Annotated in this window: 20 protein-coding genes and 1 pseudogene; 8 read left to right on the top strand and 13 right to left on the bottom strand. The window is 70.2% G+C overall.

The genetic code is table 11. From position 1 onward, the window contains the following. Positions 1–10 precede the first annotated feature (10 nt). The 4 genes from ACWD6R_RS08610 to pdhA all read right to left on the bottom strand — a co-directional run bounded on the left by ACWD6R_RS08610 (position 11) and on the right by pdhA (position 4538). Entirely contained in the window at positions 11–859 is an 849-nt protein-coding gene (locus tag ACWD6R_RS08610; protein WP_451818018.1) for an NTP transferase domain-containing protein, read from the bottom strand. 84 nt (positions 860–943) lie between these two features. Beyond that, positions 944–2338, bottom strand: coding sequence for a dihydrolipoamide acetyltransferase family protein (locus tag ACWD6R_RS08615; protein WP_451818019.1), 1395 nt, complete (start codon positions 2336–2338; stop codon positions 944–946). Continuing rightward, positions 2338–3369: an alpha-ketoacid dehydrogenase subunit beta gene (locus tag ACWD6R_RS08620; protein ID WP_451818020.1), complete on the bottom strand. Its 1032-nt coding sequence runs from the start codon at positions 3367–3369 to the stop codon at positions 2338–2340. Before ACWD6R_RS08620 ends, ACWD6R_RS08615 begins: the two co-directional genes overlap by 1 nt. Beyond that, complete coding sequence (gene pdhA, locus ACWD6R_RS08625) at positions 3366–4538, bottom strand: pyruvate dehydrogenase (acetyl-transferring) E1 component subunit alpha (protein ID WP_451818021.1); 1173 nt, start codon at positions 4536–4538, stop codon at positions 3366–3368. Before pdhA ends, ACWD6R_RS08620 begins: the two co-directional genes overlap by 4 nt. A 274-nt stretch (positions 4539–4812) precedes the next feature. On the opposite strand from pdhA, the gene ACWD6R_RS08630 reads away from it, so the two are divergent. After that, positions 4813–5319 (top strand): Lrp/AsnC family transcriptional regulator, encoded by a 507-nt coding sequence (locus tag ACWD6R_RS08630; RefSeq protein ID WP_451818057.1) that lies wholly within the window; start codon positions 4813–4815, stop codon positions 5317–5319. Between the two features lie 6 nt (positions 5320–5325). Here ACWD6R_RS08630 and ACWD6R_RS08635 read toward each other — a convergent pair whose 3' ends face one another. Together ACWD6R_RS08635 and ACWD6R_RS08640 are read right to left on the bottom strand one after the other, a co-directional pair. Then, complete coding sequence (locus ACWD6R_RS08635; protein WP_451818022.1) at positions 5326–6114, bottom strand: alpha/beta hydrolase family protein; 789 nt, start codon at positions 6112–6114, stop codon at positions 5326–5328. A gap of 41 nt (positions 6115–6155) precedes the next feature. Continuing rightward, a complete protein-coding gene (locus ACWD6R_RS08640) occupies positions 6156–6749 on the bottom strand; it encodes a TetR/AcrR family transcriptional regulator (protein WP_451818023.1) in 594 nt (197 codons plus the stop codon). 123 nt (positions 6750–6872) lie between these two features. Here ACWD6R_RS08640 and paaN point away from each other — a divergent pair, with 123 nt between their 5' ends. Beyond that, positions 6873–8573, top strand: a complete 1701-nt coding sequence (gene paaN / locus ACWD6R_RS08645) for a phenylacetic acid degradation protein PaaN (RefSeq protein WP_451818024.1) — start codon at positions 6873–6875, stop codon at positions 8571–8573. A 172-nt stretch (positions 8574–8745) separates the two neighbouring features. On the opposite strand, the gene ACWD6R_RS08650 is transcribed toward paaN, so the two are convergent. The 3 genes from ACWD6R_RS08650 to ACWD6R_RS08660 form a co-directional block, all read right to left on the bottom strand. Then, on the bottom strand, positions 8746–9390 hold the full coding sequence (locus tag ACWD6R_RS08650; RefSeq protein ID WP_451818058.1) for a TrmH family RNA methyltransferase: 645 nt from the start codon (positions 9388–9390) through the stop codon (positions 8746–8748). An 86-nt stretch (positions 9391–9476) separates the two neighbouring features. Then, the gene (locus tag ACWD6R_RS08655; protein ID WP_451818025.1) at positions 9477–10778 is read right to left on the bottom strand and encodes an HTTM domain-containing protein; all 1302 of its coding nucleotides are present in this window, start codon (positions 10776–10778) and stop codon (positions 9477–9479) included. Then, positions 10775–11551 (bottom strand): DUF5819 family protein, encoded by a 777-nt coding sequence (locus tag ACWD6R_RS08660; RefSeq protein WP_451818026.1) that lies wholly within the window; start codon positions 11549–11551, stop codon positions 10775–10777. The genes ACWD6R_RS08655 and ACWD6R_RS08660 overlap by 4 nt, the downstream gene beginning before the upstream one ends. Before the next feature lie 115 nt (positions 11552–11666). Between ACWD6R_RS08660 and paaA the strand changes: the two genes are divergently transcribed. From paaA to ACWD6R_RS08690, 6 genes are all read left to right on the top strand, one after another. After that, positions 11667–12782, top strand: a complete 1116-nt coding sequence (gene paaA, locus ACWD6R_RS08665) for a 1,2-phenylacetyl-CoA epoxidase subunit PaaA (protein ID WP_451818027.1) — start codon at positions 11667–11669, stop codon at positions 12780–12782. Beyond that, positions 12779–13069, top strand: coding sequence for a 1,2-phenylacetyl-CoA epoxidase subunit PaaB (gene paaB / locus ACWD6R_RS08670; RefSeq protein WP_030972485.1), 291 nt, complete (start codon positions 12779–12781; stop codon positions 13067–13069). The genes paaA and paaB overlap by 4 nt, the downstream gene beginning before the upstream one ends. Continuing rightward, positions 13066–13767, top strand: coding sequence for a 1,2-phenylacetyl-CoA epoxidase subunit PaaC (gene paaC / locus ACWD6R_RS08675; RefSeq protein WP_451818028.1), 702 nt, complete (start codon positions 13066–13068; stop codon positions 13765–13767). Before paaB ends, paaC begins: the two co-directional genes overlap by 4 nt. After that, the gene (gene paaD, locus ACWD6R_RS08680) at positions 13761–14267 is read left to right on the top strand and encodes a 1,2-phenylacetyl-CoA epoxidase subunit PaaD (protein ID WP_451818029.1); all 507 of its coding nucleotides are present in this window, start codon (positions 13761–13763) and stop codon (positions 14265–14267) included. Before paaC ends, paaD begins: the two co-directional genes overlap by 7 nt. Further along, complete coding sequence (locus tag ACWD6R_RS08685; protein WP_451818030.1) at positions 14268–15326, top strand: 2Fe-2S iron-sulfur cluster-binding protein; 1059 nt, start codon at positions 14268–14270, stop codon at positions 15324–15326. Between the two features lie 175 nt (positions 15327–15501). After that, a complete protein-coding gene (locus ACWD6R_RS08690; protein WP_451818031.1) occupies positions 15502–16686 on the top strand; it encodes an acyl-CoA dehydrogenase family protein in 1185 nt (394 codons plus the stop codon). Positions 16687–16738: 52 nt separating this feature from the next. Here ACWD6R_RS08690 and ACWD6R_RS08695 read toward each other — a convergent pair whose 3' ends face one another. The 4 genes and pseudogenes from ACWD6R_RS08695 to ACWD6R_RS08710 form a co-directional block, all read right to left on the bottom strand. Then, positions 16739–17083: a rhodanese-like domain-containing protein gene (locus tag ACWD6R_RS08695; protein WP_266983804.1), complete on the bottom strand. Its 345-nt coding sequence runs from the start codon at positions 17081–17083 to the stop codon at positions 16739–16741. Positions 17084–17129: 46 nt separating this feature from the next. Further along, positions 17130–18029, bottom strand: a complete 900-nt coding sequence (locus ACWD6R_RS08700) for a hypothetical protein (protein WP_451818032.1) — start codon at positions 18027–18029, stop codon at positions 17130–17132. Positions 18030–18087: 58 nt separating this feature from the next. Beyond that, on the bottom strand, positions 18088–19539 hold the full coding sequence (locus ACWD6R_RS08705) for a DUF2252 domain-containing protein (protein WP_451818033.1): 1452 nt from the start codon (positions 19537–19539) through the stop codon (positions 18088–18090). 565 nt (positions 19540–20104) lie between these two features. Further along, a pseudogene (locus tag ACWD6R_RS08710) lies at positions 20105–20761 on the bottom strand (response regulator); the annotation flags it as partial. Positions 20762–20771: the final 10 nt, after the last annotated feature.

A 20771-nucleotide genomic window follows, 5' to 3' on the forward strand; every position in this document is an offset into this window, starting at 1 on the left:
TGGGGTGTCGTCATGGCGTCTCTGCCTCGTCCGCCCAGCGAAGGGCGAGCGCGGCCGCCTTCCGGGCGGCTTCGGCCACGGCCTCGGCTCCGCCGCCGTCGCCGCTCGCCTTCGCCGCCGCGTACCCGACCAGGAAAGTCGTCAGGGGCGCGGCGGGCCGGGCCACACCGTGGGCGGCATCACGGGCGAGGTCGAGCAGGACGTCGGTGTCGACGTCGAGTTCGATGCCCAGTTCGTTCTTGACTGCGGTGATCCATTCGTCCAGCACGGTCCCATGCTCTCCGATACGGGCCCGGGCTGCGGCAATGTCTTCCCAGGTGTCGCAGTCGAAGGAGGCGAGCGGATCGGCCTCGACGCGGGCGAGGTCCAGTTCGTGCGTCAGCAGACGCAGCGGGAGCCCGGCCAGGCTGCCGTGCTCGGCGGCCAGCAGGGCCAGCTCGCGACGGAGCGGCTCGGAACGGTAGACGGCGACCAGCGGCTGGTCCCGCCCGTCCTGATCCACGCACAGCGCCCCGTCACGCTCCCCGTGAGCAGCTGCGGCCAGCAGTTCCTTGACCGTGCTCTCCCCCAGGAACGGCAGATCGGCGGAGAGCACGAGCAGATACCCGGCCGTCGTGAGCCGCACCCCGGCGCCGAGCGCCGCCAACGGCCCGCCGCCCTGCGGCTCTTCGCGCGCCCAGGTCACTGGGCGTACGGTGGGCCGCCGGCCGCCCACCACGACGGTGGCTGCGGCGTCGGCGCAGGCGGCGAGCACCCGGTCGAGCAGCGCCCGGCCACCCACCCGCAGGGCCGGCTTGTCGGCACCCCCGAGGCGCTTGGCGGCCCCTCCGGCAAGGACGATGGCGTCATACACGGTCATGCCCCGAGTATGAGTGCCACACGCTCCCGTTGAACCTCCCCGTTCCCTTCCTCCTCGCCCTCCTCCGCTTCCCCTCTTCTTCTCCTACAACGTGCGCAACAGCAGCGCAGGCTGTTCCACGCAGTCGGCCACGTATCGCAGGAAGCCGCCTGCCGTGCCGCCGTCACAGACCCGGTGGTCGAAGGTCAGCGAGAGCTGAACGACCTGGCGCACAGCCAACTCACCCTGGTGCACCCACGGTTTGGCCACGATGCGACCGACACCCAGCATGGCCGCCTCCGGGTGGTTGATGATCGGCGTCGAACCGTCGACCCCGAACACCCCGTAGTTGTTCAGCGTGAACGTGCCGCCGCTCAGATCCGCCGGGGTCAGTTTCCCCGTCCGGGCAGCCTCGGTCAGCCGGCCGATCTCGGCACCGATCGACTCCGCGTTACGGTCCTGCGCATTCCGCACGACAGGGACGACCAGCCCCCGGTCGGTCTGAGCCGCGAACCCCAGATGGACGTCGGGCAGCCGCACGATCTCCCGCGCGTCCAGGTCCACCGTGGAGTTGAGCTCGGGGAACCGGGCCAGCGCCGCCGTGCAGATACGGGCCAGCAGGGCGAGCACCGACACCTTCGGCCCCGCAGCCGGACTGCCGGCGCCGTTCATCGCGGCTCTCGCGGCCATCATCTCGGTGGCGTCCGCGTCGACCCAGCACGTGGCGTCGGGTATCTCGCGCCGGCTGCGTGCCAACTTGTCGGCGACCGCGCCCCGTACACCGCGCAACGGAATCCGCTCCCCGGCGACCGCACGGGCAACCGAAGGGGCCACCGATGCCGGGGACGACGCCGAAGCCGACGCCGGGACTGCGGACACGGGAGCCGACTCCACTGTTCCGCTCGCCGCCGCCCTGATGGCGGATTCGACATCGGACCGGAGGATCAGACCGTCCCGCCCCGACCCCGTCAGCTGCCGCAGGTCGAGATCATGCTGCCGCGCCAGCTTCCGGACCAAAGGCGAGATGACCGCCACCGGCCCCGGTCCCTCACCGGGAACAGCCGCTGGGACCGTCCCTGCGACAGCCCCCGGGGCCGGCTTCCCCGCAGGCACCGTCACAGACCCCGCACCGGAGACCGCCTCGGGCCGAACCCGCCGACGACGCGCCGCCGGTGCCCCCGTCCCGTACCCCACCAGCACATTGCCGGACGACTCGGCCTCCGCAGCCCCATCAGCGGCGAGCTCTCCCGCAGTGGACCCGACCGCCACCGTCAACAACGGTGCCCCGACCGGAAGTTCCGCGCCCTCCTCGCCGAACCTGGCGGTCACCACACCTCCGTAGGGGCACGGCACCTCCACCATCGCCTTGGCCGTCTCGACCTCGACGACCGGCTGGTCGATGGCAACCACGTCGCCGACCTCCACCAGCCAGCGCACGATCTCCGCCTCGGTCAGTCCTTCGCCGAGGTCGGGCAGCTTGAATTCGAGCACCTGGGGCATCAGCTCTCCGCCTCCCACTGCAGCCGCGCGACCGCGTCGAGCACCCGGTCCACGCCCGGCAGATGGTGCCGCTCCAGCATCGGCGGCGGATAGGGGATGTCGAATCCGGCGACCCGCAGCACCGGCGCCTCCAGGTGGTGGAAGCAGCGCTCGGTGATCCGGGCGGCGATCTCCCCGCCGGGGCCGCCGAACCCGGACGACTCATGGACGACGACCGCGCGACCGGTGCGCCGCACCGAAGCGGCGACCGTCTCGTCGTCGAACGGGACCAGCGAGCGCAGATCGACCACTTCGAGGTCCCAGCCCTCCTCGACGGCCGCTTCCGCGGCCTCCAGGCAGACGGGCAGGGACGGCCCGTACGTGATCAGCGTCGCGCTGCGCCCAGGGCGGCGGACGACGGCCCGCCCGATCGGTTCGACGGCCACCGGCGCCTCCGGCGACCAGGCCGCCTTCGACCAGTACAGCCGCTTCGGCTCCAGGAAGACCACCGGGTCGTCGGAGGCGATCGAGGCCCGCAGCAGCCCGTACGCGTCGTCGACCGTGGCGGGCGTGACGACATGCAGGCCGGGCGTGGCCATGTAGTACGCCTCAGACGAGTCGCTGTGGTGCTCGACCCCGCCGATCCCGCCGCCGTACGGCACCCGCACCGTGATCGGCAGCGGCATGGCACCACGGGTCCGGTTCCGCATCTTGGCGACGTGGCTGATGAGTTGCTCGAACGCCGGGTAGGCGAACGCGTCGAACTGCATCTCCACCACGGGCCGCAGCCCGTACATCGCCATACCGACAGCCGTCCCGAGGATGCCCGCCTCGGCCAGCGGCGTGTCCGTACAGCGGTCCTCGCCGAACTCCTTCGCCAGCCCGTCGGTGATCCGGAAGACCCCGCCGAGCGTGCCGACATCCTCACCGAGGACATGCACCGTCGGGTCCTCGGCCATCGAGTCACGCAGCGCACGCCCCAGAGCCTGCGCCATGGTGGCCGGCTTGGCCCTCTCCGTCTGCTCGCCGGTCATAGCCGCCGCCGTCGTCATCGCCCTCCCTCCGCACCACGTGGGCCGCTCTGGCCGTGGTGGTCCTGCTCGGCGTCGAGCTCGACCCGCAACCGGGCCGCCTGCTCCCGCAGTTGCGTGGTCTGTTCCGCGTACACATGGGTGAAGAGGTCCATCGGGTCGAGCACCGGATCGGCGTTCATCCGCTCGCGGAGCCCGGCGGCCATCCGCTCCGCGGCCGCGCGCGCCTCCTCGATGCCGTCTTCAGCGAGCAGCCCGCGCCCGGTCAGCTCCCGCTCCAGAAGCTGAATCGGGTCGTGCGCCCGCCACGCCTCCACCTCGCTGTCGACGCGGTAGCGCGTGGCGTCGTCGGCGTTCGTATGGGCGTCCATCCGGTACGTCACAGCCTCGACGAGCGTCGGGCCCCCTCCGGCCCTGGCCCGCGCCACCGCCTCGCCGAGCACCTGGTGCACCGCGGCCGCGTCATTGCCGTCGACCAGCCGGCCCGGCATCCCGTACCCCACCGCCTTGTGCGCCAGCGACGGCGCCGCCGTCTGCTTGGCCAGGGGCACGGAGATGGCAAAGCCGTTGTTCTGGACCAGGAAGACCACGGGGGCCCGCCAGACGGCCGCGAAATTCAGCGCCTCGTGGAAGTCGCCCTCGCTGGTCCCGCCGTCGCCGACCATGGCGAGCGCGACCACGTCGTCGCCCGCCAGCCGCGCCGCGTGCGCCAGGCCCACGGCGTGCGGGAGCTGGGTGGCGAGCGGGGTGCAGAGCGGGGCGATGCGGTGCTCGCGCGGGTCGTAACCGGTGTGCTGGTCGCCGCGCAGCAGGGTCAGTGCCTCGACCGGATCGAGACCGCGCGCGACCGCCGCGAGGGTGTCGCGGTAGCTGGGAAAGAGCCAGTCGCGCTCTTCCAGCACCAGCGCCGCCGCTATCTCGCAGGCCTCCTGCCCGGTACTGGAGGGATAGACGGCAAGTCGGCCCTGCTTGGTGAGGGCAGTCGCCTGTGCGTTGTACCGCCGGCCGCGCACCAGCTCGGCGTAGAGCCGCAGGAGCAGCTCCGGGTCTGCGTCGGCCGCGGCGTCCGTACCGAGCACGCGGTACGGCTCGGGGTCCGGGAGCAGCGGCGCGGGGTCGGTGAGCGGCTTCCAGGCCGGGGGCGGCGTGGGCCGGTAAGCGGCCGCGCCGGGCAGCTCTTGGACCGTCATGACAAGCACCTCCTGGCATCGAGGGGTATCGAGGGGTATCGAGCGGCATCTGGCGATATCGAGGGATCACCCGATACCGAGGTGTGGCTGAATATGTCGAAATGTCGAGCACGTGCCGAGGCGCGGATGCGGTGTGCCTCACCTACCGATTGTTCGGTCGCGAACGCATTTTGGCTACAGGCGCCGTCAGCCTGTGGACAAACGGTTCTCCACAGCCTGGGATAGGGGCAGGTCGTCCAGGGCAGGGAGGCACGAGGACATGGCAGCTGAACAAATGGCCGACGGAGCCGAGGACCCCGGCCGGGTTGCGCCCGCGCGGCCCATCGACGCCATCGACCGCGACATCCTCCGACTGCTCCAGACGGACGGACGCGCCTCGATACGGTCGGTGGCCGACCGCGTCCATGTGTCGCGCGCCAATGCCTACGCCCGGATCAACCGGCTCATCGACGACGGGGTGATCCGCGGCTTCAGCGCGCGGGTGGACCATGAGCGGGCGGGGCAGGGCGCCTCCGCGTACATCACGCTCAAGATCGTCCAGAACACCTGGCGAACGGTGCGCGAGCAGCTCCAGGCACTGCCGGGGGCTACCCACATCGCACTGGTCAGCGGCGATTTCGACGTACTGCTGCTCGTGCACACACCGGACAACCGGTCGCTGCGCGAGCTCGTCCTGACCAGGATCCAGGCCATCCCCGAGGTGCTCTCCACCCGCACGCTGCTGGTGTTCGAGGAGACGGACCTGGCCCCGGGCCCCGAGCGCCCCACCGAGCTGGCCTAGGGCCTCTCACGAACCGTGCTTCTTGAGGAACGCCCGTACCGCGGCCCAGTTCTCCTGGCTGTCGAGCAACGCCACTCCGTGCTCACCGGCGCCCTTGACGTAGATCAGCTTGTGCTCCGCCGCCTTGGTGCTCGCCCGGTTCAGCGTCTTCGCGTCGTCCCCGAAGTACGCGTCGTACTCGGCGGCCATGTAGAGCACCGGCGCGGTCAGCTTGGGCACGGCGCCCAGCGCGTTCATTCCGGAGTACAGCGTCGGCGCGGAGAGCGAGACCACCGCGTCCGGCTGCGGCTGCAGCTCCGGCGCCGCGGTGAGCACGGCGGTACCCCCCTTGGACGCCCCCATCAGCAGCAGCTTCTTCGCGCCCTTGCCGCGCAGATACCCGGCCGCCCCGACGATCTCGGAGACCTCCTGGCCCGCCGAATTGACCGCGAGCACCCGATAGCCGGCCCGGTGCAGCTCGTCGGCCTTGTCCTTCCACTGGCAGGCGGTGCCGTCGGACTGGTGGGCCAGCACGATCCCCGCGCCTGTCCCGGCGCCGCTCGCACCGCCGGGCATATAGCCACCGGTCTCGGTGGAGTCGGCGGACCCGAAGGTGATGGACGCCGCCTCGGCCTCGGCCGATGTCAGACAGCCGAAGTCATCAGGCTGCCGGGCCGCCTCACTCGCGTCCGCCCCCTTCTCGGCACCGCTGCCACCGGTGCCGCCGCTGCCGCCCCCTCCGCAGCCGGTCAGCGACACGGCGGCAAGCAACGTGACAGCACACAGGAACCCAGGAACACGAAGGACGGCAGCCATGCCGAAGGATGGTGGTCCGGACCTGTCCTGCCGTCAACGGTTCAGCGGTCGGAACGCATCCCCTCGAAGGCCAGCTGGACGACCGTGTCCGCCAGCTGCTCCCCCTCTGCGTCGCCCCCCGGCTGCGGCCGGTACCACTCCACCAGGGAGTTGACCATTCCGAAGAGCAGCCTCGTCGCCAGCCGTATGTCCACGTCGGAGCGGAGATCGCCGTCCGCGACGGCCGCCTTCAGCAGTTCGGCCACCCGCTGGTCGAACTCACGCCGGCGCTCCATGGCCCAGCGCTCGGCCTTCGTATTGCCCCGCACGCGCAGCAGCAGCGTGACGTAGGGCAGTTCGGCTATCAGCACCTCGACGGTACGTCGCGTGACGTACTCGACCCGCACGATCGCGCGCCCGCGCGTCGCACCCGGCTCGTCGAGAATCCCGAAGAGCCCGTCCAGCGCCCGGCTGACCGCGCGCCGCAGCAGCTCTTCCTTGCCCGCGACGTGGTGATAGATGGACGATTTGGAGATGCCCGCCGCCTTGGACAGGTACTCCATGGACGTGCCGTCGTAACCGCGCTCGTTGAAGACACGGACGGCGACGGTGAGGAGCGTCTCCGGTGTGTACGTGTCCCGCTTGGCCGTGGTCATGTCCGCGATCCTCCCCTACGAGTTGTCCACCGGTTTCGTGGGGCCCCTTGTCCCGACCGATCGTTCGGTTACTCTAACTCTGTCCGCCCGTCCCTGCCCAGCTCGATGAGGAGTTGGTCCGCCATGGCCGCCGAGCTCTCCCCGCACCTGCTGTCCGAGAAGCACCGCCCCACGCTCGACCAGGCCCTCGACGCGATCCACACGCGCGCGTACTGGTCCCCGCACCCCGAGCACCCGAAGGCGTACGGCGAGGGCGGTGCACCGGGCAGCCTGAGCGCCGCCGAGGGCAAGGCCGCCTTCGACGCCGTACTGCACACCCGGATCGACCTCGGTCAGCCGGGCACCGACGGCTGGACGGGCGGCGAGATCTCTCCCTACGGACCGGAGCTCGACGTCGAGTATCCGCACGCCGACCTGGATGTGCTGCTTCCGGCGATGCGCGCCGGAATGGCAGCGTGGCGCGAGGCGGGGCCCGAGACCAGGGCGCTGGTCTGTCTGGAGATCCTGGCGCGGATCAGCGCCCGCACCCATGAGTTCGGCCACGCCGTGATGCACACCAGCGGTCAGGCGTTCATGATGGCGTTCCAGGCGGGCGGCCCGCATGCCCAGGACCGCGGCCTGGAGGCGGTGGCGTATGCGTACGAGGAGCAGATCCGCACCCCGCGGACGGCGGACTGGTCCAAGCCGCAGGGCAAGCGCGATCCGCTGCAGCTGCACAAGACGTACATCGCGGCGGGCCGCGGCATCGCGCTGCTGATCGGCTGCAACACCTTCCCCACGTGGAATGGCTATCCGGGACTCTTCGCCTCACTCGCCACCGGCAATCCCGTCCTGGTGAAGCCGCACCCGCGCGCCGTGCTCCCCCTGGCGCTCACGGTGCAGGTGGCCCGCGAGGTACTGAGCGAGGCCGGCTTCGACCCCAATCTCGTCTGTCTGGCCGCCGAGCGTCCGGGCGAGGGCATCGCGAAGTCCCTGGCGGTCCTCCCCGAGATCAAGATCATCGACTACACCGGGTCCACCGCCTTCGGCGACTGGCTGGAGACCAACGCCCGCCAGGCACAGGTCTACACGGAGAAGGCGGGGGTCAACACGATCGTCGTCGACTCCACCGACGACTACCGCGGCATGCTGTCCAACCTGGCGTTCTCCCTCTCCCTGTACAGCGGCCAGATGTGCACCACCCCGCAGAACCTGCTGATCCCCCGGGACGGCATCGCGACGGACACGGGCGACAAGACGTACGACGACGTGGTGGGCGACCTCGCCGCCGCGGTCACCGGTCTGCTCGGCGACGACGCCCGGGCGAACGCGCTGCTCGGCGCGCTGGTCAACCCGGACGTGAAGGCCCGCCTGGAGGCCGCGGCAGGGCTGGGCGAAGTCGCCTTGGCCTCAAGGGAGGTGGCCAACCCGGAGTTCCCCGACGCGGTGGTCCGTACCCCGGTCGTCGTGAAGCTCGACGGCACGAAGCCGGACGACGAAGCGGCGTATCTGTCGGAGTGCTTCGGACCGGTGGCGTTCGCGGTCGCGGTCGACTCGACGGCGGACGCGGTGGAGCTGCTCCGCCGCACGATCCGTGACAAGGGCGCGATGACGGTCGGTGCGTACACGACGTCACCGGAGGTGGAGCGCGCGGTGGAGGACGTCTGCCTGGACGAGTCGGCCCAGCTCTCGCTGAATCTGACGGGCGGGGTGTACGTCAACCAGACCGCGGCGTTCTCCGACTTCCACGGCTCGGGCGGCAACCCTGCGGCCAACGCGGCCCTGTGCGACGGAGCGTTCGTATCAAATCGCTTCCGCATGGTGGAAGTCCGCCGCCAGGCCTGACACAGCCCGCCCCGCCCCTCCCCGGCTCCAGCCCCTCGGCGTCTCTTCAGCTCCTCCGGCGTTTGAGGGGCGGGGTCCGGGGGGCGGAGCCCCCATTTCGGGAAGGGGCGCGCGAGACCCGCCGCAGGCGCCACTCCGCCGCCCCGCCCGCACAGTCGGGTACCCCCCGGCCTCAGCCCGCTCCCACGCCCCCCGAAATATCCGCATACCGCTGCACCCACGCATGCATGGCAATGGCCGCCGCAGCCCCCGCATTGATCGACCGCGTGGATCCGAACTGCGCAATCGAGCACACCATCGTCGCGTGCTTACGCGCCTCCTCGGTCAGCCCCGGCCCCTCCTGCCCGAAGAGCAGCACGCACCGCCGCGGCAGCTCGGTCCGCTCCAGCGGCACCGCCCCCGGCAGATTGTCGATCCCGATGATCGGCAGCCCCTCGGCCGCCGCCCAGGCGGTCAGATCCGCCGTGTCGGGGTGATGCCGCACATGCTGGTACCGGTCGGTCACCATCGCACCGCGCCTGTTCCACCGCCGCCGGCCCACGATGTGGATCTCCTTGGCGAGGAAGGCATTCGCAGTCCGCACCACCGACCCGATATTGAAGTCGTGGCCCCAGTTCTCCACCGCTACATGGAAGTCGTGCCGCCGAAGATCCAGATCGGCGACGATCGCCTCCCTCGTCCAGTAGCGGTACTCGTCACCGACATTGCGCCGGTCGCCCTGGGCGAGCAGCTCGGGGTCGTACCGCTCGCCCTCGGGCCAGGGCAGCGGATGCGGCCCGACGCCGATCTCCGCCCCGAATCCATCGTCGTACTGCAACGCCTCCGCGGACTGCTCACCGACCCCGAGGCCATCGGCCGACGGACTCTCACTGCTACTGCTCCTACTACTGCCGTTATCACTGCTCACCCGACGAGCGTATGGCCACCGCTTCCGCTGTGCTGCGGGACCTTCTCCTCGCCGCCCCGCTGCTGCTCGGGCACCCGGCCCGTGCGCGAGAACAGCAGCTGCCGCCCGAGCGTCACCCGGCCGCCCAGCCAGACCAGGAAGACCGTCGGCAGGAAGACGGAGTCGGCGGCGATCATCGCCATCGAGAAGAAGGGCAGCCCCAGCAGCAGAGCGATGCCCGCGTGCTCGCACATCATGGCGACGAGCAGGACGTTCTTGACGCGCCGGTTGAAGAGAGTGAAGGGGAAGGCGACCTGCACGATGACCGTGCCGTACGTCAGCACCATGACCATCACGCCATTGGACGCGAGGAGGTCCGACAGCGCGGGCCACGGGGTGAAGTAGTCGAGCTTGAGCGGGTAGTACAGCGCTGTGCCATCCTGCCAACGCGATCCCTGGACCTTGTACCAGCCCGCGGTCGCGTAGATCAGACAGACCTCGGCCATGATCACGACGAGAGTGGCGTTGTGCGCGAGGTTGGCGAGGACATCGAGCAGCGTGCGCGGTTCGCTCTGCGGCGCGTAACGGTTCACGGCCCACCACACACCGTGCCCGATCCACAGCACCCAGAAGAGAGTCGGCAGCCACCAGGTGCCACCGAGGCCGTCCGTCGCCGTAGCCACAACAAGGACCAGGCCGAGCACAAGCCACAGAATCGTCCCGGCGACATTCGAGGCCGGCCGGGCACCTCCCGCCCCCTGCAACCTCGTCCCCGGCTCCTGCTCCTGCTCCTGCCCCGACTTCGACTCGACCTCCGCCCCTGACTCCGTACGGCGTGCCCGCGCCGCACGTCGCGCATCCAGCGACCAGACCTGCCCGCAGCGCGTCAGCACGAGGTAGATCGCCATCAGATGGACGACGTTGTCCCCGCCGTCGCCCAGGAAAATGCTGCGGTTCTGCAGCGAGAGCACACCGACCATGAAAAGGACGGACATCGCGCGGGTGTGCCAGCCGACCATCAGCAGTGCGGCGGAAAGCAGGACGACCGCATAGACGATCTCGAACCAGGCCGTGCTGTCCGACCACATGAACACCGAGAGGGACTCATTGCCCGATATGAGCTGCTTCGCCATGCCCCAACGCCATGGGGCGTCGGGGCCGTACATCTCATGGCGGTGCGGCAGCTCGCGCAGCAGAAACAGCAGGTACGTGGCGGAGAAACCGATCCGGATGACGGCGCTCTGATACGGGCCGAGGGCCGAGGAGGTGATGCGCTGGACGCCGCTGGCGAACTTGCGGCCGGGGGAAGCCGTACTCACTTGACCGCCTCCTTGGCGTTCTCGGGGAGGTCGGCGGGGGTGACGGTCCACCACGGCAGCACCCGGTAGTTCGGCTTGGTGCTGATCTTCTCCGTGCTCCACGGCGGCGCGGAGACGGAACGCACCTCGGAGCGGACCTGGATGCGCTCGACGGTGCCGCCGTAGTCGTGCTCGCCGAGGCGCAGCATCACGATGCGGCGGATGTAGCGCTCGGAGAGATCGCCGCGCAGTCCGTTCGGGCGGTTCTGGATGTCGTGGGAGTTGAGATAGAAGTCCCAGGCGCGGCGGAGCTGGTTCTGGTTGATGTGACTGGGGAGGAGATTGCCTCGTATCCCTCTGCCGTCCTCGACCGAGAGACTCATCCACGGAGTGGTGCGACGACCGTCGGGACCGGCTATCTCGGCCCGTACGTGCACAGCGACGTTCTGCTGGAGCGGATTGGGAGCGAAGAGCTTCCAGTTCTGCTCGAACTCGGGATAGACCCAGTCGTCGACCGCTTTGCCGTGCTGCTTGGTCAGGGTGTTGGACGGGGCGACGTGCAGAAACACCATGGCCAGATGGGTGCAGGCAATCATCCCGATGACCGACAGCGCGATCGCGGCCACGATCTGATACGGAAGGGACAGTCCGGCGATACCGGAGCGCACCGGCGCGGGAGCTCCGGCGGATTCAGCGCGCGGTGTCGTACGGAGACGCTGGTCCGAACCCGGATCCACCCCCGGACCACCGCTCCCGTTCCCGTCTCCGACGCCCCTGTCGTCGTACGAATCCATCCCGCCCCGATCCCCGTCGAACCTCGGTCAGTTATCCACAGGGTTGACACCCTACGGGCCACCGACTCACCATTGAAGTCAATGAACCGAACGATCGGTCGGTAGGGAGTCCGGGATGGCGGCAGTGACTGCGGACCAGACAGCGCAGGGCCAGGCGCGACGGACCGCGCAGGCGACAGCAGGTGGGCCCGATGGGCCGGCAGGGGCGGACGCGGCTCAGCAGGCAGCCTTCGACGCCGCGGTGGTGGCCGACGAGCGCATCGAGCCGCGCGACTGGATGCCGGACGCGTACCGGGCCTCACTGGTCAGGCAAATGGCCCAGCACGCCCACTCCGAAATCATCGGCATGCAGCCCGAGGCCAACTGGATCAGCCGCGCACCCTCGCTGCGCCGCAAAGCAATCCTGATGGCCAAGGTGCAGGACGAGGCGGGACACGGGCTGTACCTCTACAGCGCGGCGGAAACGCTGGGGACGAGCCGCGAGGAAATGCTCGACAAGCTCCACGCGGGCCGCCAGAGGTATTCGTCAATCTTCAATTACCCCACGCTGACCTGGGCGGATGTCGGCGCGATCGGCTGGCTGGTGGACGGCGCCGCGATCACCAACCAGGTGCCGCTCTGCCGGTGCTCGTACGGTCCGTACGCACGGGCCATGGTCCGTATCTGCAAGGAGGAGTCCTTCCACCAGCGCCAGGGGTACGAACTGCTGCTCACCCTCGGTCGCGGGACCCCGGGGCAGCGCGAGATGGCACAGGATGCGGTGAACCGCTGGTGGTGGCCGTCCCTGATGATGTTCGGCCCGCCGGACGACGCATCGGCGCACTCGGCGCAGTCGATGACCTGGAAGATCAAGCGGCACTCCAACGACGAGCTGCGGCAGCGGTTCGTCGACATCTGTGTCCCGCAGGCCGAGGCGCTGGGGCTCACCCTCCCGGACCCGGACCTCCGGTGGAATGAGGAGCGCGGACACCACGACTTCGGGGCGATCGACTGGACGGAGTTCCAGGAGGTCCTGAAGGGCAACGGCCCGTGCAACGAACAGCGCCTCACGCAGCGGCGCCGGGCACACGAAGAGGGAGCCTGGGTCCGGGACGCGGCGGCTTCGTACGCGCTCAAGCACCCCGCACCGACGCGCCACGCCCACGCAGCGGCCCACATCACAGAAGCACCCCACGCGGAAATGCCCCAGACAGAAATGCACACCCCACCGAACGCGGAGGCGACGGCATGAGCAGCTCGACCGACTGGCCGCTCTGGGAGGTGTTCGTGCGCTCGCGGCGCGGCCTCTCCCACACCCACGCGGGCAGCCTGCACGCCCCGGACGCCGAGATGGCCCTACGCAACGCCCGTGACCTGTACACACGCCGTTCCGAGGGCGTCTCCATCTGGGTGGTGCCATCCACGGAGATCACGGCCTCCTCGCCGGACGAGAAGGACTCGTTCTTCGAGCCGGCGGGCGACAAGCCCTACCGGCACCCCACGTTCTACGAGATCCCGGAAGGGGTGAAGCACCTGTGACCGCGGCCCTCGCCCTCGGCGACGACGCGCTGGTGCTCTCGCACCGGCTGGGGGAGTGGGCGGGCCACGCGCCCGTGCTGGAGGAGGAGGTGGCCCTCGCCAACATCGCCCTGGACCTCCTGGGACAGGCCCGGGTGCTGCTCTCGCTCGCCGGGAACGAGGACGAGCTGGCGTTCCTGCGCGAGGAGCGCGCCTTCCGCAACGTCCAGCTGGTCGAACAGCCCAACGGCGACTTCGCCCACACCATCGCCCGCCAGCTGTACTTCTCCGTCTACCAGCGGGGGCTGTACGAGCAACTGGCGGCCGGTGGCGGAGAGTTCGCCGGGCTGGCCGCGAAGGCCGTCAAGGAGGTCGCGTACCACCAGGACCACGCCACGCACTGGACGCTGCGGTTGGGCGACGGCACGGAGAAGAGCCATCAGCGGATGCAGCGCGGGGTGGATGCGCTGTGGCGGTTCACCGGTGAACTGTTCCAGCCGGTCGAGGGAGTGGAGATCGACTGGCCGTCGCTGCACACCGACTGGCTGGCCACCGTCACCGGCGTCCTGCAGCAGGCGACGCTGACGGTGCCGACCGGCCCGGAGTCCGGGGCCTGGACGGCCGGGGCAGGACGGCAGGGCATCCACACGGAACCTTTCGGGCGGATGCTCGCCGAGATGCAGCATCTGCACCGCAGCCACCCGGGGGCGTCATGGTGACCGGCACGCTGCTGGAAGAGGAGGTGCGCAGGCTCGCCGGGTCCGTGCCCGACCCCGAGCTGCCTGTGCTCACCCTGGAGGAGCTGGGCGTGCTCCGCGGAGTGGAGGTGCTCGCCCCGGGCAAAGTCACCGTCCGCCTCACCCCGACGTACACCGGCTGCCCGGCGATCGAGGCCATGTCGGCAGATATCGAGCAGGTGCTGCACGACCACGGCATACCGGACGTCTCCGTGGTCACTGTGCTCGCACCGGCCTGGTCGACCGACGACATCAGCGCGGAGGGGCGGCGCAAGCTCGCCGAGTTCGGCATAGCACCCCCGCGCCCGCATGATGCCGCCACCGGGTCCGGCGGACCGGTGCCGCTCACCCTCTCGGTGCGCTGCCCGCACTGCGGCTCCACGGACACGGAGCTGCTGAGCCGGTTCTCCTCCACCGCCTGCAAGGCGCTGCGCCGCTGCGCGAGCTGCCGTGAACCGTTCGACCACTTCAAGGAGTTGTAGATGTTCCATCCGCTCCGGGTCCGCGCGATCGAGCGGCTGACCGACGACTCGGTGGCCGTGACCTTCGCGGTGCCCCCCGAGCTGCGCGAGACCTTCCGCCACAAGCCAGGGCAGCACCTCAATGTGCGCTACACGGTCCAGGGCGAAGAGATCCGGCGTTCGTACTCGATCTGCACCCCGGCCGCCGATGCCCCAGCCGATGCCGAGCTGCAGGTGGGCATCCGCCTGGTCGACGGCGGTGCGTTCTCCACGTACGCCCTCAAGGAACTCGCCGTCGGCGACCAGGTCGAAGCGATGCCCCCGATGGGACGCTTCGTGCTCACGCCCCGCGCCGGTCACTACGCGGCGATCGTCGGCGGCAGCGGCATCACCCCGGTGCTGTCGATCGCGTCGACTCTGCTGGCCCGTGAGCCCGAGGCCCGGTTCTGTCTGATCCGGAGCGACCGGACGGCTGCCTCGACGATGTTCCTGGACGAGGTCGCCGACCTCAAGGACCGCTACCCGGACCGCTTCCAGCTGGTGACAGTGCTCTCCCGCGAGGAGCAGCAGGCAGGTCTCCCGTCCGGCCGGCTCGACCGGGAGCGGCTGACCGGGCTGCTGCCCGCGCTCCTGTCGGTGGGAGAGGTGGACGGCTGGTATCTCTGCGGGCCGTTCGGCCTGGTCCGGGCGGGAGAGGGTGCGCTGCACGGCCTCGGCGTCGACCGGGCCCGTATCCACCAGGAGATCTTCCACGTCGACGACGGCCCAGCCGCTCCCGCCCGCACGCGGGTCGAGGCGCCCGCACACAGCACGCTCACCGCAACACTGGACGGACGCTCGGGCAACTGGCCGGTCCAGGACGGCGAATCGCTGCTGGAAACGGTCTTGCGCAGCCGCTCCGATGCTCCGTACGCCTGTAAGGGCGGGGTGTGCGGGACGTGCAGGGCGTTCCTGGTCTCGGGCGAGGTCCGGATGAACCGCAACTTCGCGCTGGAGCCGGAAGAGACAGGGGCGGGCTATGTGCTCGCCTGCCAGTCGCATCCGCTCACACCGGAGGTGGAACTCGACTTCGACCGCTGACCCCTCGGATCACTCGGATCCCACCGGATCCCACCGGGTTCGACTGGATCTCCTCGGATCTCCGGGCCCCCGGACGGCTGTGCCCCTTCCCTGTTCCCTTCTCATAGAACCTGTTCTATCTTGGCGACCCGTCAGGTCCGGGTACGGGCACAGCGGTTCGCGGGAGGTCAGTGCAGTGGACTTCACCTTCACCGAGGAACAGCAGGCAGCCGTCGAGGCGGCAAGGGCGGTCTTCTCGGGCGTCGAGCCCGACGGAGCGCCCAGCCCCGCGCTCACTCCGGGAGCGGTGGCCGAGGACATCGACCGGTCCGTGTGGGCGGGGCTGGCCGCAGGTGACCTGCTGAGCCTGACGCTGGCACCGGAACACGGCGGGGCCGGGCTCGACGCGGTCGCGCTCTGCCTGGTCCTGCGCGAATCGGCGAAGGTGCTCGCCCGGGTGCCGCTGCTGGAGACCTGCGCGGTCGCGATGACGATCCAGCAGCACGGTGACCCCGGCCTGGCAGCCGAGCTGCTGCCCCGCGTCGGCCGGGGCGAACTGGTCCTCACCATCGGGGCCAACGGCCGCACCGGCCACGATCCGGCCGAGCTCGCCGTCACAGCCCGCCGGGACCTTGCGGGAAAGGCCGGACAGGACCACGACCGGTCCAGCGACGACGGCGAAAGCGCGGGCTGGGTGCTCGACGGAGTGCAGTCGGGGGTGCCGTGGGCCCAGTCCGCGGACTGGATCGCGGTGCCCGCCCACACGGCCGAGGGCCTGGCCGTGCTGGCACTGGTCCGCCGCACGGCCGAGGGCGTCGCACTCGCCGAACAGGTCTCCACGAGCGGTGAGTTGTTCGCCGAGGTCCGGCTGGACACGGTACGGATCGAGGACAGCGCGCTGATCAGTACGCCGGGTGCCTGGGAGTGCCTGCGCACCCTGCTCACCACCGGAACCTGCGCGCTCGCGCTGGGTCTCGGCGAAGCCGTGCTCGCCATGACAAGTGAATACACCGGAAAGCGCGAGCAGTTCGGGTATCCCGTCGCGACGTTTCAGTCCGTCGCCGTCCAGGCCGCGGACCGGTACATCGATCTGCGGGCCATGGAAGTGACCCTCTGGCAGGCGGCCTGGCGGATCTCCACCGGTGCGCCCGGAACGCTGCCCGTCGCGGGCGATGTCGCGGTGGCGAAGATCTGGGCGTCGGACGGGGTCCGTCGGGTCGTGCAGACCGCCCAGCATCTGCACGGCGGCTTCGGCGCGGACACCGACTACCCGCTGCACCGCTTCCACGCCTGGGCGAAGCAGATCGAGCTGTCGCTCGGCCCCGCAGCGCTGCACGAGGAGGCACTGGGCGACCTGCTCGCCGCCCATCCCCTCGGCTGAGACCCCCGGCCCGCTCCGGCTCCCACCGGAGCGCGGGAGGATCCCGGCCGGATCAGAGAACGAAGGCCGGGTTGCCGTTGTCCGTGACCATCGGGCGCCCGGCGCCGTCCCAGGCGAGCATCCCGCCGTCGACGTTCACGGCGTCGATGCCCTGCTGCACCAGATACTGGGTGACCTGGGCGGACCGGCCACCGACCCGGCACATCACATGCACGCGCCGGCCGTCCTCCGCCGCCTCGGTCAATTCACCGAAGCGGCCGACAAAGTCACTCATCGGAATGTGCAGGGCACCATCGACGTGCCCTGCCGCCCATTCGTCGTTCTCCCGGACGTCCAGCACGAGGCCGTCCGACGGCACCGCCGCGACATCCACCGAGGGCAGCGGGGCGAAATTCATGGGTCATGCCTTCTCTCGTACGTACGCTCCGGACTTACCAGAAAAGCTACTGCACCAGACCTGCCAGCTCCGCCTCTCGCTGCGAGACCTCACCCAGCAGCTGTTCGGCGATCTCGTCGAGCAGCCGGTCCGGGTCGTCGGGCGCCATCCGCAGCATGGCCCCGATCGCGCCCTCCTCCAGCTCCTGGGCGAGCACCGTCAAAAGTTCCTTGCGCTGGGTCAGCCAGTTCAGCCGGGCGTAGAGCTCCTCGCTCTCGCTGAGCTCCGCCTGCGGTGGAACCGGGCCCGCCGCCCACTCCTCCGCCAGCTCCTTCAGCAGGGCCTCGTCCCCACGCCCGTAGGCGGCGTTGACGCGGGTGATGAACTCGTCCCGGCGCACCCGCTCCGTCTCGTCCTGGGCGAGATCCGGGTGGGCACTGCGTGCCAGCTCGCGGTAGAGCTTGCGCGCCTCCTCGGTCGGCCGGACCCGCTTGGGCGGCCGCACCGGCTGCTCGGTCAGCATCGCCGCCGCCTCGGGGGACAGCCCGTCGGAGTCGAGCCAGTCGTGGAAAAGCTCGTCGATGCCCGGCATCGGCATCACGAGCGCCCGAGCCTCCTGAGCCCTGCGCAGATCCTCGGGGTCACCGGTCCGAGCGGCCCGGGCCTCCGCGATCTGCGCGTCGAGTTCGTCGAGGCGGGCGTACATCGGGCCGAGCTTCTGGTGGTGCAGCCGGGAGAAGTTTTCCACCTCGACCCGGAAGGTCTCCACCGCGATCTCGAACTCGATCAGCGCCTGCTCCGCCGCCCGCACGGCCTTCGCCAGCCGCGCCTCGGGGCGCGCAACATCAGCGGCAGCGCCCGCGTCGCCCCGAGGGCCATGCTGCTCGTGCTGTTCCTGCTGCCGGTCGTTGTCCTGCCGGTCATCGTCGTTCCGGGTGGTCGGCACCCCGGCGGCTTCGTGGGTCACCCGTCCAGCGTATGGCCCCGGCCCGCGCCCCGAGGACGCACGGTCGGCGGAGCGCCCCTCACACCCCGAGCTCGGCCGCTATTCGCCCCGAACCGACGGCCCGCACCAGCTCCGCGTGATCCGCCTCCGTACGGTCCGCGTACGTCACGGCGAAGCTCGCCACCGCTTCGTCCAGCTCGTCGTTCTTGCCGCAGTAGCCCGCGATCAGCCGCGGGTCGGCGCTGTGGGCATGGGCCCTCGCCAGCAGTGCGCCCGTCATCCGCCCGTAGTCGTCGACCTGGTCGGCCGCCAGGGCCGCCGGGTCCACACTGCCCTTGCGGTTCCTGAATTGCCGCACCTGGAACGGCCGCCCCTGCACGGTCGCCCAGCCCAGCAGAATGTCGCTGACCACCTGCATCCGCTTCTGCCCGAGCACCACTCGGTGACCCTCGTGCGCCGCCTCGGGCACCTCGAAACCGACAGCGGGCAGATACGGCGCCAGCGCGGAGGGCCGCGCCTCCTTCACCTGCAGGACCAACGGCTCGCCGCGGTGATCGAGCAGCAGCACCACGTACGACCGGGTTCCGACGCTCCCCGTGCCGACCACCCGGAACGCCACATCATGGATCGCGTAACGGGCGAGCAGCGGCACCCGGTCCTCCGAGATCGTGCCCACATAGTCGCCGAGCGCCGCCGCGACTGCCGCGGCCTCCGCATCCGGCACCCGCCGCAGCACCGGCGGTGCGTCGACGAAGCGGCGTCCGCTGCCCTCGGCCTGCTCCGTGGACTTGGCGGCGAAGCGGGCGCTGGTGTTCTTACGGGCCTTCTGCGAGACCCGTTCCAGCATGCCGACCAGATCCCGCGCGTCCGTGTGCGAGACGAGTTCCTCGTCGGCGATGGCATTCCAGGCGTCGAGCGCGGGCAGTCTGGCCAGCAATTGCATCGTCCGCCGGTACGCACCCACCGTGTCGTACGCACCCCGCCGACAAGTGTCCTCGTCCGCCCCGGCCTCACGCCCCGCGAGTACCAGCGAGGTGGCGAGCCGCTTGAGGTCCCACTCCCACGGGCCGAACACGGTCTCGTCGAAGTCGTTCAGGTCGATGACCAGGCTGCCTCGCGCATCGCCGTACAGCCCGAAATTGGCCGCATGCGCATCGCCGCAGAGCTGGGCGCCCACCCCGGTCACCGGTGTGCCCATCAGGTCATGGGCCATCAGCCCGGCCGAACCGCGCAGAAACGCGAACGGTGTGGCAGCCATCCGCCCCACCCGGATGGGCGCGAGGCCGGGCACTCGGCCCCGGTTCGACTTCTCGACCGCCTGCACGGCGTCGGGCCGACCCGAGGGAAGGACCAGCGCATCGTGCGAGGTCCTGGGCACCCGGTCGCGCAGCGCCTTGCCCGTCCGCCTCGGCGACTGCGGCGCGCTGTCCGCCGCAACGGCCGCGCGCCGGGCGAACCCGGGCACGACCGGTATGCGCGGCTCATCCGTCACAACCCGCTGCCCCGGCACTGCCGCTTCGAACTCACCCATGGCGCGCAGCCTCCCCCGCCCTCGACCGACGTCCTGGCCAACATCAACTGCCGACGACGGTACCGCCGTCCGCCAACAGCCGTCTGCCCCTGTGGAAAACCTGACCGAACGCCTGTGGACAGCGCCTTGCCCTGGTCAGACGCCGACAGACTCCTCCAGCTCCTCCCTCGCCTCGACCTCGGCCCGATGCTCCGCCGTCACCCTGCTCTCCGCGCCTGTCCGGTTCTCCGACCCGTCCCGGTGCCGGGACGAACCCACATCCTGGGCCTGCGCAGCAACCTTCCGCCGCTTCCCCTCGGCAAACCCGGCCGCTCCCATCGCGGCCGGCCCCACCACGAACCAGAGCGCGAGCGCCTCGCCCCCTGAGCCGCGGCACGACGGAAAACCGGCCGGGGCTCGCGGGGATCGGACACTCCCGCGAGCCCCGGCTCGTCGTCACATTGGGACACACAAGCACCCCGCCGCGCAGAAAAGCCCCGCTATACCGAACACCCCGAATCGGACGTTTCACGTGAAACACATCCCGGCGTTCCAGAGCCTCCAGAACGCGCCCGCAGCACGCCTGCAGCCCCGCATCCCTCGCCAACAGCGCAGCCTGCACCCGGTTCTCGCACCCCAGTTTCGCCAGGATCCGGCTCACATGTGTCTTCACCGTTGCTTCGCTCATGTGCAGCCGCCTGCCCGCGTCGGCGTTGGACAGCCCCTCGCCGAGCAGAGCCAGTACCTCGCGCTCCCGCCCGCTGAGTTCCGCCACCCGCCGCCGCGCCCCTTCACCCCGCTTCGCCGCCCGTCCCATGGCCAGCTGATCGACCACATGACGAGTGGCACCGGGCGAGAGATAGGCATCATCGGCCGCTGCCGCCCGAACCGCCTGGATCAGCTCGGCCGGCGCGGTGTCCTTGAGCAGGAATCCGGCGCCCCCTTGCTCCAGCGCCCGCAGGACGTTCTCCCGCTCCCCGAACGTCGTGAGCGCAATCACCCGCGCCGCCGGTGCCGCCGTGCGCAGTTCCACCAGTGCTGTGAGCCCGTCCATCACCGGCATCTGGATGTCGAGCAGCACCACATCCGCCGCATGGGCACGGACCTGATCCACGGCCTCGCGCCCATTCGCCGCCTCGGCAACAACCTCGATGGAGCGGTCCGAGGTCAGGATCATCCGTATCCCTGCCCGGATGAGGGGCTCGTCGTCAGCAATGACGACTCTGATCGGCTGCCCCGTCACACGTACCCCC

The sequence above is a fragment of the Streptomyces sp. NPDC005151 genome (genome assembly GCF_053599875.1).